Below are 15,941 nucleotides of genomic sequence, written 5' to 3'. Positions count from 1 at the left end.
CCCTGAGTTGATGAGCAGCCCCGCCGCGCCCGTGCTGACGGTCCGGTCAGGCAGCTCGCATGGCAGCTTCGGGGCTGGCCCCGACGTGGTGGTGGGCTGCGACCTGCACGCCGACCTGCGCGTCGCGCACCCATTGGTCGCACGCGCACACATTCTGTTGCGATTCGAGCGTGGCCGCTGGGTCGCGGTCGACAACGATTCGCCGAATGGGATGTTCCTCGATGGCCAGCGAGTCCAGGAAATCGACATCCAGGATGGCCAGACCCTCAACATTGGAAAGCCCGACGGGCCGCGGGTCACCTTCGAGGTCGGACACCACCAGCGGATCATCAGTCTGCTGCGGCCGACGAACACGTAGGCTCGGGTCGACGTTCCCACGCCCTGCCGTCACGCGTCCAACCGAAGCCCGTGCGCCAGCGCAAAAGCCAGCGCTTGCGGAACATCGATGCGCGCACCCGCCAGCGACGCGGTTTGCCACAGCGTTGGATCCAGGCTCGCGCCCCGCAGATCGGCATCATCCAGCCTGGTACCGATGGTCCGCGCACCGGTGAGGTCGGCGCCGCGCAGCGAGCATTTGCGCAGATCAGCCTCCACCAGGCTGGTCTCCCGGAGCCGACAACCGCTCAAGTCGACACCGCGAAGATCGTTGCCGCCCAATACGGCAAGCGTGAAATCCACTTCGTCGAACTCGAGCGGCCGCAGCCGGCACTCCACGAACACTGAGCCCAGCAGACTGCATTGCTGAAATGAGCTGTGCCACAGTGTTGTTCGTAGAAATCTGCAGTTGCGGAACGCCGATCCGCGGTGCCGCGACTCGGCTAGGTTGGCGCCGCTGAAATCGCATTCGCTGAATACTGCTCTTTCGGTGTGCAGCCGGCCGAGGTCCTCGTCGCGAAAGTCCTGGCCGACCACTTCGCAATCGGTCCAATGTTGCAACGCGCTCAGCCACCCGGAGATGTGGCGATTGCGGTCAGCGCGTATTGGCTGACCGCAATCAGCGCATCCGTCACCGACCTGCGATTGCGGGCATCGACGTTGATCACCGGAATGTGCGCCGGCAGGGCCAGCGCCTCGCGCACCTCGCCAACCGGGTATCGCCGCGCGCCGTCGAACTGGTTGACCGCGACCACGAAAGGTAGGTTGCGGTGCTCGAAGAAATCGACCGCGGCAAAGCTGTCTTGCAGCCGCCGGCAATCGACCAGAATGATCGCGCCGATCGCGCCGCGGACCAGGTCGTCCCACATGAACCAGAAACGACGCTGGCCGGGAGTGCCGAACAGGTAGAGCACCAGATCCTGGCCCAGGGTGATGCGACCGAAGTCCATTGCGACCGTGGTGGTCCCCTTATGCGGGGTGGCTTCGAGCATGTCGACACCCACCGAGGCATCGGTCACCATCGCCTCGGTGCGTAGTGGCATGATCTCCGAGACCGCGCCGACGAAGGTGGTCTTGCCGGCACCGAACCCGCCGGCGACGATGATCTTCGTCGATGCGGGACCCGGCACCGTGGAGTGCGCCTCAGAGTGCTTGAAGGCCACGCAGGGTCCTCCCTATGAGTTCTTGGCGCTCATCGCGGGTCGATCGGTCGGTTAAGGTCCCGTGCACCCGAAGGTAGCCGGACGTAACCAGATCGCCGACCAAGACGCGCGCGACACCGACCGGCAAATCCAACCGGGCCGAGATTTCCGCGACCGAGGGATTGCGGGGATTCTCGGGATTCCGGGCGCACAACTCGATGATCGCGGCACGCATGTCGTTCGACGGCCATCGGTGATCCAGCCCGGCCTGCAACACTTGCACCGGTGCTTCCAACGGAAGCTCGACAGTGGTGTCGGTGCGCCCGGCCGTCCACGTGTAGGGGCGGACCAATCTGGTCTTAGGTGATGCTGGCGCGGGCTCGCGGCTGTCCATCGCGGCTCAACGGCGGACGAAGCCCGGCTCGGGGCGCCGCGCCGACTGCACGACGGCGCCCACCCGTTCGACAAGAATGGCCATCTCGTAGCCGATCTGGCCGATGTCGCATCCGGCAACCGCCAACGTCGCCAGATGCGAGCCGTCGCCGACACGCATCAAGAGCAAGAAACCGTTCTGCATCTCGACCACCGACTGCAACACTTGGCCACCCTCGAACAACTGCGAGGCACCGGTAGCGAGGCTGGCAAGGCCCGAAGCGACGGCGGCCAATTGGTCTGCTCGTTCTCGCGGCAGGTGTTCGCTGGCAGCGACCGTCAAGCCGTCAACCGACACCAGCAATGCATGCGTTACCCCAGCGACCTCGCGGGCGAACTTCGACACGAGCCAATCCAGTGGGCTTTGGGGCGGACGGGCGTTCATTGCTGATCGGTTTCCTGACTCGATTCGCGGGCAGCCGACCGTCCAGCGTGCACGCCCCCGAAATGGCTGCTGATCGCGGCACGAATCGCTTCGGGGTCGCGCCCTTGCGGGGACGGGCGCTGCTGTTCCCCGTCGGGGCCGCCCTGGTCCTTCTGGTCGGGCTGGGCGGCACCGGGCACCAGCCGGGCACCCGGTGCCCGCACCGGCAGTCCCTGGTGGGTGTGCGCCCCGACCGGCTTGTCCTCGGCCTCCGCGGCCGCCGACCAACCGTGGTCCCACACCGATTGCCAATCCAGATCGGCGCTGTTGGCCAATTCGTGGGGATCGCCCACCATCTCCGAGAGCATCCGCTGGTAGATGACGTCGTCATCGGCCGGTCCCGATGGCGCCGCGGTGTCCGATACCGATGTGGCTGGGGACTGCTGTAGGGATGGCGCCGGAACCTGGGTCGCTGTTGGTGCTGGCTCTCGCTCGAACCCGTTCTCCCACCAGGGTGTTGGTAGCTCGCGACGGGGTTCTGGCTGCTGCTGCTCGACCTGCCCGACGGGAACATCGGTAACGCCGCTGGACCCAGGATTGCGGCGGGGCAACACGGTGACCGGCGGCCCCGCAGGATCCGCTGCAGCGGGAGCCTGCGGCGGGCCGGCCGCTTGGTCGGCCTTCGCGGGCGGCGGCGAAACCATCAATACTCGTGCGTGCGGCCCCGACGCGGTGGCTACGACCGCACCCCCGAGTACGGCCGGCGGCAAGTACACCTCGGCGGTTGTGCCGGTGCCCGTTTCGCCCGCTGCCGGGCCCCGCAGTCCCACCCGAATACCGTGCCGACCGGCCAGGCGGCCGACCACAAAAAGGCCCATGTGCCGAGCGCGATCAGGACTGAGGTCTCCGGTGAATTCACCGCCGGCCTGCAGCCGCATGTTGGCCATGCGCCGATCCCCGTCGGTCATGCCCAAGCCGGCGTCGGCAACCCGCAGGAGCACGCCCCCTTCGCTGCCGCGGGCCGCCGAAACCTGAACCGTGGTGGTCGGCGGCGAGTAGCGCAGCGCATTGTCGATCAACTCGGCAAGCAGATGTATGACGCCGCCCGACGCCGCACCGCCCACCTCGCAGTCGGGCAGCACCGCAATGTCGACACGGCTATAGTCCTCCACCTCCGACACAGCGGCCTGGATGACGGTCGACAGCGGCACCGGCTCGTGGTGGTCGCGCGTTATCTGCGCGCCGGCCAGCACTAGAAGGTTGGCACTGTTGCGGCGCAGCCGGGCGGCCAAGTGATCCAACCGGAACAGGCCGTCGAGCCGATCGGAGTCCTCCTCGTTGCGTTCCAGCTCGTCGATCACCGATAGTTGCTGGTCGACCAGCGAACGGCTGCGCCGGGCCATCGTTTCGAACATGTCGTTGACCAGCAGCCGCAATCGGGCCTCATCACCGGCCAGGAGTAGGGCCTGGGCGTGCAGTTGGTCGACCGCATGCGCGACCTGGCCGATTTCCTCCGTGGTATGCACGGCAAGCGGCTCGGGGAGTGGCTCGGCGCCGGCGCGGACGCGGGCGATCCCGTCCTCAAGATCGGCGTGCGCGACCTTCAGCGCGCCATCGCGCAGCATGCGCAACGGCCCGACCAACGCGCGCGCCACCAACAACACGATCACCAGCGCGATCGCGATGGCGCTGGTGACCAGCACCGCGTCGCGGATGGCGGCGTCGCGCCGAGCGGTGGCCTCGCCGTGCACCGAGTTCATCACCGACGCCACCGCGTCGTTGATGACCTGCTCGGCAATGCCCTGGGTGACTTGTATCGACTGCAGCAACTCCGGGTTACCGACGAGCGCGCTGGCCGGATCGGCCATGATCGCCATGCGGCGCACCATTTGCTCCTGCAATGTCTTGGCGTCTGGCGAGCCCGCCCCGAGCACCTCGCTCAGGCCGAACAGCGTCGAGGGTTCCGTACCGGCCAAGGTGATCATCGAGGTGCGCAATTGCGGCTCCGGAACCTCTGCTCCCCGCGTCACCAGGATCTTCTGCAGCGTCATCTGCCCGCGGGCTCCGACGGCGCGGCTCAAGCCCTCTACCTGGGTCCGGATGCGCTCACTGTCGACGCGCACGGAGGCGTTGATCGCATTCTGGGCGGTCAACAGGATCGGTGCATAGGTCGTTACCCGGTCCGGCAAACTGATGCTGTCGGCCAGCACCTGGTCCAAGAGCGTCTGACCGCCGTTCAAGAGCGTGTTTGCCGCCGACCGGACGTCGGGGATCACGTCGGTATTGGCCAATTGTGTCTGCAGTTCGTACTTGCGGGCCGCGAAGTTTTTCTTTGACCCCTCGACGTCATGCCCGGTGGAACTCGCCAACAGGGCAACGTCCAGTGACGACATGTACTTGGTGATCGCACCGATGACGTCGGCGCGGGCGGCTGCCAGCCGCAGTCCGCTGGCGTTCGCAATCGCGCCGTGAACACGCAACCCACCCAAGGTCGCCGCCAGCACAAGCGGAACCAGCGCAATCGCAACGACCTTCCATCCAACCGGCCAATTGCGCAACGACCAGGACGGCGGACGTTTGGAGGGAGCCACGTCAGGAGCGGAGACGACGGGACTTGCCGGCATACCCGGTACAACCGCCCCAACCGGGGTGGTCGGCCGGCTGAACATGGTCACGTGGCTTCGGCCGCGCGACCGGCCGCATCCCCGATAGGTGGCACGCGCAGAATGGAGAGGCTCATTAAACTTCCTGCTTTATTCCGTCCGCCCCAGCCAGCGGGGCGCGAACGGAGACGCCTGGCAATCCGACGAGTATGACAGGCTCCAGGGTAGGCAGAGCAGAGGTCATCGCAATTGTTATTGACCAGATAGCAGCTCGCGCGTGAGTGTCCCGCGTCAGTCAAGGGCCGAGACCACATCGTTGGTGTGTACGGCCAACCGCGCGCTCAGGGAGGTCCCGCAGACGGCCTCGCCTCGGCCTGCCCTATCCGAGTTGCCCGAACCCAACCGTCGCAGCGACCGAGACTATTTCCCTCGTGCTGTGCGATTTATGATCGCCGCAATCACCCACAGTGTGCGCATAAACCAGGGGTGTCCACTCAATCGATAGCTCCACCACGCCACATACCAACGCCACATCAGGTAAGCGCCCAGCCTGGACGATAAGAGTTGCCAACGATACCCCCGGAAGCGGAAGTCATTCCGTTCAAAGGCAGCTTGAATGGCGTTTGCAGCGATGGCGCCGCCGGCCAAAGCTGGCCCAATGCCCTCGCCGAACAGAGGCTCCGCACCTGCCGAATCGCCAACCACGAGCATTCCGGGAATGGCCAGCCGATTGCGTGGACTGAACCAGTGAATGGGATGACCTTGTATGCCTACACTATCGGGATTCGTATGATGCTCACGAAGAAACTTCTCCAATAGCTTCGGCAATTGCCCTTTCGGACGCTGGCGCGCCGCGCGTGCATCATATATACCGCGATTAAAGTGCGCCTGCCCCTGCACAAAGGAGGGGAAGTCCCAAGCATACCCCTGCAGGTCTTGACTCACGTCCGTAAAATCAAATAGGGCTGACAGCCCGTCAAAAGTCGGTGTTGACAACGATGTCGGCCCAACAACCTCCAAGACTCGTGCGACTCGTCCACGCGCTTCGGTCGGCGAATACAAGACTCGCCGTGAGATTCCTCGCGAACCATCCGCGCCAACAACCACCTTTGTTCGGTAGGTCACCTCGCGCGTTTTCACAAAGGCAATTCCCTTTTCAAATACGATATTTTCAACAAGCTGATTCTCACAAATGACTATACCGTGCTCTTTGGCAACATTTACCAACCAATGGTCAAATTCGTCGCGATGCGCAACCCAAAGCATAGGATCGCGACGCACGTGAATAGTAAGCTGTCGGTACTTTAAATGCGCGTCACGAACGATTGCATGCGGTATCGGCGGTGGCGTCGGAAGTCCCAGGGATTGTAAAGTTCTTGTCCCCAGTTTGGTCACGGCACCTCCGCATAATTTATGACGTGGGTGAACGGCCTTTTCAACGATAATCATGCGCTCAGCCCACTCTGGATTCCGCCGAAGAAGGTGCAAGGCTGTAGAAATTCCCGCAGGGCCTGCGCCGATAATAACAATATCAATTGATTGGGCCGGACATCTCACCTGGAGGATGATAGACACCGGCGAGCGAAGTGGACATGGTCGACGCGCCCTCGAAGCACTGCGCCGGGAAGATACTGAGTTGTGTTCAAACTGCTGTTCGTTTCCCCACGCATCGCCCCCAACACTGGCAACGCCATCCGGACCGCCGCGGCGACCGGCTGCGAGCTGCACCTGGTAGAGCCGCTGGGTTTCGATCTGTCCGAACCCAAGCTCCGGCGAGCCGGACTCGACTATCACGACCTGGCGTCAGTCACCGTTCATGCGTCGCTGCAGTCCGCGTGGGATCTGCTGTCGCCGGCGCACGTATTCGCGTTCAGCGCGAAGGCCACCACGGCGTTCACCGAGATCGAGTACCGGGCCGGCGATGTGCTGATGTTCGGGCCGGAACCCACCGGACTGGACGCGGCGACCTTGGCCGACTCCCACATCACCGAGCAGGTGCGCATTCCCATGCTCGCGGGTCGGCGGTCGCTGAACTTGTCCAATGCCGCGGCGGTAGCCGCCTACGAAGCCTGGCGACAGCACGGCTATGCCGGGGCGATCTAGTTACCAGCTATTCCAATGCGTCAGGGATTCGGCGGGCAGCCGCTTCGCCGGCCGAAAATCGGTGCCTTTGGTGTAGGCGATCGGAAACGACCCGCCCTGGCTGTATTGGTCGTAGGGAATGCCGACCACCTCGGCCGCTTGTCGCTCGCCTTCGCCAAGCAGGTGCAGCGTCGTCCAGCAAGAGCCCAGTCCCCGGGAACGCAGCGCCAGACAGAAACTCCACACCGCCGGAAACAACGAAGCCCAGAACGACGCGCTGAACAGCGGCGCTTCGTCGGCGCGGCCCTGCAGGCAGGGGATCATCAGGACCGGCACCTCGTGCATGTGCTCGGCAAGATAGGTCGCGGAATCACGGACTGGGCCCATCCGATCACCGCGGGTGTCGCCCTCGGGGTACTCCGGTGCGGGCATGCTGAGGTAGCCCCGGGCGTTGGTCAGGTAGATATCGGCAATGGCCTTCCGCTTTTCGGCATCCTCGACGAACACCCACTGCCAGCCCTGTGCGTTGGAACCGGTGGGCGCTTGTAACGCCAATTCAAGACATTCCATCAGCACGGCGCGCGGCACCGGCTTGTCGAGGTCGAGGCGTTTGCGGACCGAGCGGGTAGTGGTGAGGACTTCATCGACGGACAAGTTGAGGGCCATGAGTGGAGACTACATTTGGCCTCATGAGCGTCGAACTGACACAAGAGGTCTCTAGCAGGCTCACCTCAGATCACTATGGGTGGCTGACCACCGTCGCCAGATCGGGCCGGCCCGTTCCGCGGCTGGTTTGGTTCTACTTCGACGGGACCAATCTGAGCGTGTACTCCATGCCGAAGGCGGCCAAGATTGCCCATATCAACTCCCATCCCGAGGTCAGCCTGAACCTGGACTCGGACGGCAACGGCGGCGGGATCGTCGTGGTGGGTGGGACTGCTGCCGTAGCCGCCACCGATGTCGACTGCCGCGACGACGAACCGTACTGGGCCAAGTATCGCGACGACGCCGCGGCATTCGGTCTGACCGAGGCGATCGCGGCATACAGCACACTGCTGAAAATCACTCCTAGCCGGGTGTGGACGACGCCCACCGGCTAGCAGCCGGGCCGACAGTGAATTCCACGTTTCACTGTTGGCGCACACTAGCGGCTAGCGGAAATCACGCGAACGCGAGCCCACCTCGAGGGAAATGCGGCCCATCCGCTCGGCCACGACGGTGACCGCGCCGCTGGCGTTTTGGACTTGGCCGCGAATCAGCAGCGCCGGTGCCGTGTACGCCAGCTTGCGATGCCGCACCCACACTCCCGGGGTACAGAGCACGTTGACCATCCCGGTCTCGTCCTCGAGGTTGATAAACGTCACCCCTCGGGCCGTCCCCGGGCGCTGCCGATGGGTCACCGCACCAGCGATCAACACCCGGTCGCCGTCGGGTACCGATCCCAGTGCGTCCGCGGGCACCACCCCCATAGCGTCCAGATCTGCCCGCAGGAACTGCGTCGGATAACTATCCGGGGAGATGCCGGTGGCCCATACGTCGGCGGCGGCCAGCTCCAGCTCGCTCATTCCCGGCAAGGCTGGGATGTGCGACGACGAGCCCACCCCGGGTAGTCGGTCCGGCCGTTGGGTGGCTGCGGCCCCGGCCGCCCACAGCGCCCCCCGGCGAGACATCCCCAAACAGCCCAGCGCTCCGGCCGTCGCCAGCGCTTCGGTCTGCGGCACACTCAATTGCAGCCGGGAGGTCAAGTCCAGCAGGGAAGCGAACGGGCCGTGGGATTTTCGTTCCTCGGCCAGTTTTTCGGCGAGGTCGTCGCCGATATGGCGGACGGTACCGAGACCGAGGCGCACCTCCGTTCCGGCATTCTCGAGCGTGGCATGCGCCAGACTGGCGTTGACATCGGGTCCATGTACCACCACGCCATGCCTGCGCGCATCGGCCACCAGTGACTGCGGCGAATAGAAGCCCATCGGCTGCGCGCGCAGCAACGCCGCGCAGAACGCCGCCGGGTGGTGCAGCTTGAACCACGAGGAATAGAACACCAATGACGCGAAACTGAGCGCGTGGCTCTCGGGGAAGCCAAAATTGGCGAACGCTTCCAGCTTCTCATAGATCCGGTCGATCACCTCGTCGGGCGCACCGTGGAGTGTGCGCATGCCGTCGTAGAACCGACCACGCAACCGTTGCATGCGTTCAGTTGACCGTTTGGACCCCATGGCACGGCGGAGTTGGTCGGCCTCGGCTGCGGAGAAACCGGCGCAGTCGACCGCGAGCTGCATCAGCTGTTCTTGAAAAAGCGGCACTCCCAGCGTCTTTCGCAGCGCAGCTGCCATGGATGGATGCTCGTAGACGACCGGATCGATGCCGTTGCGTCTTCGGATGTACGGGTGCACCGACCCGCCCTGGATAGGCCCCGGACGGATCAGCGCGACCTCCACTACCAGGTCGTAGAACACCCGCGGTTTGAGTCTTGGCAATGTCGCCATTTGCGCCCGCGACTCCACCTGGAACACACCGACAGAATCGGCACGCGCCAGCATCTCGTACACCGCCGGTTCGGCGAGGTCGAGCCTGGCCAGGTCCACCTCAATGCCTTTGTGCTCTGCCACCAGATCTCTCGCATAATGCAGCGCCGAGAGCATGCCCAGCCCGAGTAGGTCGAACTTCACCAAACCGATTGCCGCACAGTCGTCTTTGTCCCATTGCAAGACGCTGCGATTCTCCATGCGTGCCCATTCCACCGGGCACACGTCGGCGATCGGGCGATCACAGATCACCATTCCGCCGGAATGAATGCCCATATGCCGCGGCAAATTCCGAATCTGTTCTGCCAGATCAATCACCTGGTCGGGGATGCCCTCAATGTCGTCGACCTGCTCGTTCCAGTGGCTGAGCTGCTTGCTCCACGCGTCCTGCTGCCCCTGCGAGAAGCCCAGGGCGCGGGCCATGTCGCGCACGGCGCTGCGTCTGCGGTAGGTGATGACATTGGCGACCTGGGCGGCATAGTCACGGCCATATTTGTCGTAGACGTATTGGATGACCTTTTCGCGCTGATCCGACTCGATGTCGATGTCGATATCGGGTGGGCCATCGCGGGCTGGCGATAGGAAGCGTTCGAACAACAGCTCATTGGCCACCGGATCGACAGCAGTGACGCCGAGGGCATAACAGACCGCGGAATTTGCCGCCGATCCCCTCCCTTGACACAAGATATCGTTCTTCCGGCAAAACTCGGTGATGTCATGCACCACGAGGAAATAGCCCGGAAACCTCAGTTGCGCGATAACTTTCAGCTCATGGTCGATCTGGGTATAAGCTTTCCGCGCCCTGGGCGACTGGTCGGTAGGTCCGTAGCGGTCGCCAGCACCCTCCATGACCAACTGGCGCAACCAGCTGTCCTCGGTGTGCCCATCGGGTACATCGAAAGGCGGCAGCTGCGGCGCGATCAACGTCAACCCGAAGGCGCACTGCTCGCCAAGCTCGGCAGCGGCGGTCACCGCCTCGGGCCGCTGCGCGAAGAGCCGGGCCATCTCCTCGCCGGAGCGCAGATGCGAGCCACCCAGCGGAGCAAGCCACCCGGCGGCGGAGTCCAGCGACTGCCGGGCCCGGATCGCGCCCATCGCCATGGCCAGACGGCTACGGGACGGATGGGCGAAATGCGCCCCGGTCGTGGCGACGACGCCGACACCGAAACGCGGCGCCAACCCGGCCAGCACCGCGTTGCGTTCGTCGTCGAGCGGGTGGCCATGGTGGGTCAGCTCAATGCTGACCCGCCCGGGGGTGAACCGATCTATCAGATCGGCCAACGCCCGTTCCGCCGCTGCTGCACCACCATTGGAAAGCGCTTGGCGCACAGTACCTTTACGGCATCCTGTCAAAATATGCCAGTGCCCGCCGGCCGCCTCGGCCAGCGTATCGACATCGAAGCGCGGCTTACCCTTCTCACCGCCGGCCAGATGGGCCGCGGCCAGTTGTCGCGACAACCGTCGATACCCTTCCGGGCCGCGGGCCAGCACCAACAGATGCGGGCCGGGCGGATCTGGTTGCTCGGTGCGCGCCTCGGGTCCCAGCGACAGCTCGGCGCCGAATACCGTAGACACCTGGAGTTCCGCCGCAGCTTCGGCGAACCGTACCGCCCCGTACAGACCGTTGTGGTCGGTCAGCGCGAGAGCGCGCAGATCGAGCCGGGCCGCCTCCTCGACCAACTCCTCCGGGGTGCTGGCACCGTCGAGAAAGCTGTACGCCGAATGCGCATGCAGCTCGGCATACGCAAAGGCCGAGCGGAACGTGCCAGCCGCCTGTGAATCCGGCGGCTGGTACGTCCCGCGCCTGTGCGACCGCGGGCCGTCATCTGCACCATCACACGTCGGCGGACCGGCATGGCGCGGTTTGCCGTCCAGCACCCGCTCCATTTCCGCCCAACTCGGCGGCCCGTTACTCCAGCCCACGCACCGAGTGTATCGAATGTATGTTCGATGAACTCGAACGCGTCGGCCCATCGGCGCTGTTAAACAGGTCTTCAACTACTAAACACGCTTTTAACTTTGTGGGCCTACCACTCGGTGTTCCGGCCACCGATACTGGTACGAGTCGAAACGACGGCGGGACTTCTCATGGCACAATTGGCGACATTGGATTCGGACTTCTTCACAGCGCGCGATCAGCACCGGCACCCAACGATGGCGCTGGGCGCAGTCGCCGTTGTTGACGGCATGGCTCCTGACTATGGGGTCATCACAGCATTTCTGGCACAACGGATTACGGCGATTCCCCGCTGTACGCAGGTGCTGGGGGCCGCCCAGTGGACTGACTATCCAGCATTCGACCTCACCCAGCACGTGCGACGAGTGGCCCTTCCCCGGCCGGGCGACGAAGCCGAGCTGTTCCGGGCCATCGCCCACGCCCTAGAGCGTCCCCTCGACGTGGATCGCCCGCCGTGGGAGTGCTGGATCATCGAGGGCCTCAAGGACGACCGGTGGGCGATCTTGATGAAGGTTCACCATCGCATGGCAGACGGCCTCTCGGCCGCCCATCTCCTTACCAGGCTCTGCGACGATGCCGACCGCGATACGTTCGCCCATGGTGTCGGTGCCGCACCGAGTTCTCCGCGTATCGACGATCACAACTGGGCCGACACGTTGTTGCGGACGTCTGCCACCATCACCGGCGCCGTCTGCAAAGCCGCCGCGCGCGCCCTCACCTGGCCGGCGACCTGGGCGGCACCGGCCCGCCCGGCTACCACCATGCGGCGATATCGCACCGTAGGTGTTCCCCGCGTTGCCGTCGACAGTGTGTGCCGCAAGTTCGGGGTCACCGCCAACGATGTCGCGCTGGCGGCCATCACTGAGGGCTTCCGGACGGTTCTGCTGCAGCGCGGCGAACAACCGCGTGCGGACTCACTGCGCACGTGGGAGAAGACCGATGGCAGCTCGGCCATGTTGCCGTATCTCCCCGTCGAGTCCGACGACGCGATTCAGCGCCTGCGCACGGTGCACCAGCGGTCGCACCCCAACACGCGGTGCCTCGGTCGCCAGACCGCCAGCCTGTTCGACCTGACGGCCGACAATACGCCTTTCATGTTGTGCACCAAGGCGATCAACGCCCTGGCCCGGCTGCCGCAACAAGGCATCGTAACCCTGGCTACCAGCGCACCCGGGCCACGCCACCGGCTACGGCTGATGGGCCAAGAGCTGAGCCAGTTGCTGCCTATCCCACCGACCGCGCTGCAGCTCAGCACGGGGGTTGCGGTGCTCAGCTACGGCGACGAACTGGTGTTCGGCATCACCGCAGCCTATGACGCCGCGCCCGCGATAGAGCAGCTTGCCGCCGGCATTGAACAGGGGATCGCACGGTTGGCGGCACTGAGCCAGGATTCTGTCCTCCTGTTCACCAAGGCGCGCCGCACGCGCACATCGCGTTCCCTCAGTGGCGTCGCGCACCGCACACGTCCGTCTGCGCCGGCGCGAGCACGTCACTAACCCAGGCTGTCTCCGCGGCATTGCGCGCCGTGAGAAAGTGGGGCGTGCGCAAGTTGGGACCGGTCACCATCGACCCGCGCCGCCTCGACGCGGTGCTACTCAACACCGCGTTGGGGTCCACGCGTGCGCTGCTGGAGCAACTGCACCATGCCGGGCTGGGCACCGGCGTCTTCTCCTCGTCCGACAACCCCGACGTCCTCATTGACGCGGCCAATGGCCTGGCCGTCCGGCCGGGTCGATGCGCTGTCATCACCGCTGACGCCGCCGGCGTCGCACTTGCGCGCGACAGCGGATTCGCCCTGGTTGTCGGTGTCGACCACACCGGAGACGGGGACGAATTGCGCCGCTGTGGCGCCGACACAATCATCACCGACCCGGACGAGATCAGCGTGCGAACCGGGGACCTGCGAATGTCACAGGTCCCCGATGCCTTGCACGCCGCCGGGCTGGCCAACCGCCTCGTCGCCCACCAGCCCGCAGTATTCTTCGACTTCGACGGCACGCTGTCGGACATCGTCGACGATGCCAACGCGGCCAAGCCCGCGGTCGGTGCTTCCGAGGCCCTGCAGGCGTTGGCCGCAGTGTGTCCGGTCGCCGTGCTCAGCGGCCGCGATCTTGCAGACGTGTCCACGCGAGTTGGCCTGCCCGGCATTTGGTATGCGGGTAGTCATGGTTTCGAGCTGACAGCACCCGACGGAACGCACCACCACAACGACGCCGCCGCCGCCGCGATACCGGTTCTTGAACAAGCAGCGGCCCAGCTGCGTGATCGACTCGGATCCATCCCCGGCGTTGTGGTGGAGCACAAGCGGTTTGGCGTCGCGGTGCACTATCGCAACGCGGCACGCGACCACGTGGACGCGGTGTCCGCGGCAGTGCGCGCGGCCGGCCAGCATCACGCCTTGCGGGTGACGACGGGCCGCGAAGTCATCGAGCTACGTCCGGATGTCAACTGGGACAAAGGGAAAACACTGCGCTGGGTGATGGGCCAGTTGCAGTCTTCGGACTGCGCCGGGCTCGTGCCGGTCTATCTCGGCGACGACATCACCGATGAGGACGCGTTCGACGCGGTTCACGACGACGGCATTCCGATCGTCGTGCGGCACACCGACGACGGCGACCGTGCGACCGCGGCGCTGTTCGCGCTGGACAGCCCCGCAGAGGTCGCTGAGTTCACCAACCGGCTGGCCCGTCAGCTCAGCGGCGGTCGCAAGACGCCGGAGGAGACCTAACCGACGCCTATCGGGGCCGGGCCTCGGTCAGGTCTGCACGTATTCGACGGCGCCGTCTTCGAGCACCACTCGGTCGTCGGTGCCGTCGGCCGCGGCAACCTCGGTGCGGTACACCGCCCGACCCGGCTCGGTACGCCAGATGAGGGTGCTCAGTGTCTCGCCGGGAAACACCGGCTTGGTGAAGCGCGCCGTAATCGAGGTGATGTTGGCAGCGACCCCGTTGCCAAGCTCAGCGACCAGCGCGCGACCCGCCACCCCGTAGGTGCACAGCCCGTGCAGGATCGGCGTGGGGAAACCGGCCATCTCCTTAGCGAACCAGGGGTCACTGTGCAGCGGGTTACGGTCACCGGACAGGCGATAGATGAGCGCCTGATCCTCACGGGTGGGCAAGTCGACTCGGGCGTCGGGATCGCGGTCGGGGATCTCCGGTGCGCCCGGCCGCTCACCCCGCGCTCCCCCGAAGCCGCCCTGGCCCCGCAGCACGAGCGTGGCGAGCGTCTCGGCGACCAGCGAACCCGTCTGCGGATCACTGCCGCGGCCGCGCAGCACCACGATGGCGTTCTTGCCCTCGCCTTTGTCCTGAATATCGGCGACCTCACTGACTACCGAGAGCTGTCCCGTTGGTGGCAACGGTGCATGCAACCGGATGGTCTGTGAGCCGTGCAACAGCGTGGCCCAGTTGAACTTGCCGATCTTCGCCGCAGCCCCGAAGGCCGGGCAACAGATTACCGCGTAGGTGGGCAACACCTGCTGGTCGATGCCGTGGCTGTTCTCGGTGGTGAACGCCAGCTCCTCGGTGCCGGCGCCGACACCGAGCGCGTAGAGCAGGGTGTCGCGTTCGGTCCATTCGAATAACGTCGGCTCGGTGGCCGCTCCGATGGAATGAGGATCGATCGCCATGCGGGGCTCCTTTCGATAAAAAAATCAAGCCTTTTCTGCACTCAACCATCGCAAACCCTTCACACCGACCCCATCGGCAGGGCAGGCTATCGCCATGCCCAAGCGCACCATGATGTGGAAAGCCTCGAAATTCTTCGCCATGATCGTCGCGACACTAGTCGTCGCCGCCTGCAGTGGCACGCCGCAGCCACGCAGCATCACCTTGACCTTCATCCGGAACGCGCAAACCCAAGCCAATGCCGACGGGATCATCGATACCGACATGCCCGGTTCTGGCCTCACCACCGAAGGCAAAGGACAAGCCCGCCAGGTGGCGCGTCATATTTCTCGCAACGACGTCGACAGCATCTATTCCTCCCCCATCGCAGCGGCGCAGCAAACCGCAGGGCCCCTAGCCAGCGAACTCGGCAAGCAAGTCGAGATTCTCGAAGGCCTGCAAGCCATCGATGCCGGCTGGTTCAACGGCAAACCCGAGTCGATGGCCAACTCGACGTACTTGCTGGCCCCTGCGGACTGGCTGGTCGGCGATGTCGGCAACACCATTCCGGGGTCAATCAGCGGCACCGAGTTCAATTCCCACTTCAGCGCGGCCGTCCGCGAGATCTACGACAGTGGCCACAACAAGCCGGTCGTGTTCTCACAAGGAACAGCAATCATGGTCTGGACACTGATGAACGTGACAAATCCCAGGCAAAGCCTGCTGACCACCCACCCGCTGCCCAATATCGGCCGGGTAGTGATCACGGGCAATCCGACTACTGGCTGGAAGCTGGTGACCTGGGACAGCATCCGCGACTTCTGATCACGGGGGGCTGATCACTCGGGCCGGATCACCA

General features: G+C 64.8%; 15 protein-coding genes. 6 read left to right on the top strand and 9 right to left on the bottom strand.

Annotation, left to right across the window (positions count from 1 at the left end):
* Positions 1 to 10: 10 nt before the first annotated feature.
* Positions 11 to 358, top strand: a complete 348-nt coding sequence (locus tag F6B93_RS05045) for an FHA domain-containing protein (protein ID WP_211698111.1) — start codon at positions 11 to 13, stop codon at positions 356 to 358.
* A gap of 29 nt (positions 359 to 387) precedes the next feature.
* On the opposite strand, the gene F6B93_RS05040 is transcribed toward F6B93_RS05045, so the two are convergent.
* The 6 genes from F6B93_RS05040 to F6B93_RS05015 form a co-directional block, all read right to left on the bottom strand.
* Positions 388 to 936, bottom strand: a complete 549-nt coding sequence (locus F6B93_RS05040; protein ID WP_211698110.1) for a pentapeptide repeat-containing protein — start codon at positions 934 to 936, stop codon at positions 388 to 390.
* Between the two features lie 5 nt (positions 937 to 941).
* Positions 942 to 1,538: a GTP-binding protein gene (locus tag F6B93_RS05035; RefSeq protein WP_211698109.1), complete on the bottom strand. Its 597-nt coding sequence runs from the start codon at positions 1,536 to 1,538 to the stop codon at positions 942 to 944.
* Positions 1,519 to 1,911 carry a DUF742 domain-containing protein gene (locus F6B93_RS05030; protein WP_211698108.1) on the bottom strand — a complete coding sequence of 131 codons (393 nt, stop codon included), beginning with the start codon at positions 1,909 to 1,911 and terminating at the stop codon, positions 1,519 to 1,521. Before F6B93_RS05030 ends, F6B93_RS05035 begins: the two co-directional genes overlap by 20 nt.
* A 6-nt stretch (positions 1,912 to 1,917) precedes the next feature.
* The gene (locus tag F6B93_RS05025; RefSeq protein WP_211698107.1) at positions 1,918 to 2,334 is read right to left on the bottom strand and encodes a serine protease inhibitor; all 417 of its coding nucleotides are present in this window, start codon (positions 2,332 to 2,334) and stop codon (positions 1,918 to 1,920) included.
* A complete protein-coding gene (locus tag F6B93_RS05020) occupies positions 2,331 to 4,988 on the bottom strand; it encodes a sensor histidine kinase (protein WP_425518495.1) in 2,658 nt (885 codons plus the stop codon). The genes F6B93_RS05025 and F6B93_RS05020 overlap by 4 nt, the downstream gene beginning before the upstream one ends.
* Before the next feature lie 348 nt (positions 4,989 to 5,336).
* Complete coding sequence (locus F6B93_RS05015) at positions 5,337 to 6,473, bottom strand: FAD-dependent monooxygenase (RefSeq protein ID WP_211698105.1); 1,137 nt, start codon at positions 6,471 to 6,473, stop codon at positions 5,337 to 5,339.
* Between the two features lie 81 nt (positions 6,474 to 6,554).
* Here F6B93_RS05015 and F6B93_RS05010 point away from each other — a divergent pair, with 81 nt between their 5' ends.
* Complete coding sequence (locus tag F6B93_RS05010; protein WP_211698104.1) at positions 6,555 to 7,019, top strand: tRNA (cytidine(34)-2'-O)-methyltransferase; 465 nt, start codon at positions 6,555 to 6,557, stop codon at positions 7,017 to 7,019.
* Here the strand turns inward: F6B93_RS05010 and F6B93_RS05005 are convergent, their stop codons facing one another.
* A complete protein-coding gene (locus F6B93_RS05005; RefSeq protein WP_211698103.1) occupies positions 7,020 to 7,664 on the bottom strand; it encodes a nitroreductase family protein in 645 nt (214 codons plus the stop codon).
* 23 nt (positions 7,665 to 7,687) lie between these two features.
* Between F6B93_RS05005 and F6B93_RS05000 the strand changes: the two genes are divergently transcribed.
* Positions 7,688 to 8,098: a TIGR03667 family PPOX class F420-dependent oxidoreductase gene (locus F6B93_RS05000; protein ID WP_211698102.1), complete on the top strand. Its 411-nt coding sequence runs from the start codon at positions 7,688 to 7,690 to the stop codon at positions 8,096 to 8,098.
* Between the two features lie 51 nt (positions 8,099 to 8,149).
* Here the strand turns inward: F6B93_RS05000 and F6B93_RS04995 are convergent, their stop codons facing one another.
* The gene (locus F6B93_RS04995) at positions 8,150 to 11,443 is read right to left on the bottom strand and encodes an error-prone DNA polymerase (protein ID WP_211698101.1); all 3,294 of its coding nucleotides are present in this window, start codon (positions 11,441 to 11,443) and stop codon (positions 8,150 to 8,152) included.
* 165 nt (positions 11,444 to 11,608) lie between these two features.
* On the opposite strand from F6B93_RS04995, the gene F6B93_RS04990 reads away from it, so the two are divergent.
* Both F6B93_RS04990 and otsB read left to right on the top strand, forming a co-directional pair.
* Positions 11,609 to 12,973, top strand: coding sequence for a wax ester/triacylglycerol synthase family O-acyltransferase (locus F6B93_RS04990; protein ID WP_211698100.1), 1,365 nt, complete (start codon positions 11,609 to 11,611; stop codon positions 12,971 to 12,973).
* 44 nt (positions 12,974 to 13,017) lie between these two features.
* Complete coding sequence (gene otsB / locus F6B93_RS04985) at positions 13,018 to 14,205, top strand: trehalose-phosphatase (RefSeq protein ID WP_211698099.1); 1,188 nt, start codon at positions 13,018 to 13,020, stop codon at positions 14,203 to 14,205.
* Positions 14,206 to 14,232: 27 nt separating this feature from the next.
* On the opposite strand, the gene F6B93_RS04980 is transcribed toward otsB, so the two are convergent.
* Positions 14,233 to 15,105: a MaoC family dehydratase gene (locus tag F6B93_RS04980; RefSeq protein WP_211698098.1), complete on the bottom strand. Its 873-nt coding sequence runs from the start codon at positions 15,103 to 15,105 to the stop codon at positions 14,233 to 14,235.
* 94 nt (positions 15,106 to 15,199) lie between these two features.
* Here F6B93_RS04980 and F6B93_RS04975 point away from each other — a divergent pair, with 94 nt between their 5' ends.
* Positions 15,200 to 15,907, top strand: coding sequence for a histidine phosphatase family protein (locus F6B93_RS04975; RefSeq protein ID WP_211698097.1), 708 nt, complete (start codon positions 15,200 to 15,202; stop codon positions 15,905 to 15,907).
* Positions 15,908 to 15,941 lie beyond the last annotated feature (34 nt).

The sequence above is a fragment of the Mycobacterium spongiae genome (assembly GCF_018278905.1).
Lineage (GTDB): Bacteria > Actinomycetota > Actinomycetes > Mycobacteriales > Mycobacteriaceae > Mycobacterium > Mycobacterium spongiae.
Note: the sequence above shows the minus strand (reverse complement) of the source record. Positions and strands in the feature narration are given on the sequence as shown.

What these genes read in the sequence shown, in the direction of transcription:
- F6B93_RS04990 (WP_211698100.1), top strand. Translation starts at nt 11,609, where the DNA reads ATGGCACAATTGGCGACATTGGATTCGGACTTCTTCACAGCGCGCGAT.
- F6B93_RS05030 (WP_211698108.1), bottom strand. Translation starts at nt 1,911, where the DNA reads ATGGACAGCCGCGAGCCCGCGCCAGCATCACCTAAGACCAGATTGGTC.
- F6B93_RS05025 (WP_211698107.1), bottom strand. Translation starts at nt 2,334, where the DNA reads ATGAACGCCCGTCCGCCCCAAAGCCCACTGGATTGGCTCGTGTCGAAG.
- F6B93_RS05005 (WP_211698103.1), bottom strand. Translation starts at nt 7,664, where the DNA reads ATGGCCCTCAACTTGTCCGTCGATGAAGTCCTCACCACTACCCGCTCG.
- F6B93_RS04975 (WP_211698097.1), top strand. Translation starts at nt 15,200, where the DNA reads ATGCCCAAGCGCACCATGATGTGGAAAGCCTCGAAATTCTTCGCCATG.
- F6B93_RS05045 (WP_211698111.1), top strand. Translation starts at nt 11, where the DNA reads ATGAGCAGCCCCGCCGCGCCCGTGCTGACGGTCCGGTCAGGCAGCTCG.
- F6B93_RS05000 (WP_211698102.1), top strand. Translation starts at nt 7,688, where the DNA reads ATGAGCGTCGAACTGACACAAGAGGTCTCTAGCAGGCTCACCTCAGAT.
- F6B93_RS04980 (WP_211698098.1), bottom strand. Translation starts at nt 15,105, where the DNA reads ATGGCGATCGATCCTCATTCCATCGGAGCGGCCACCGAGCCGACGTTA.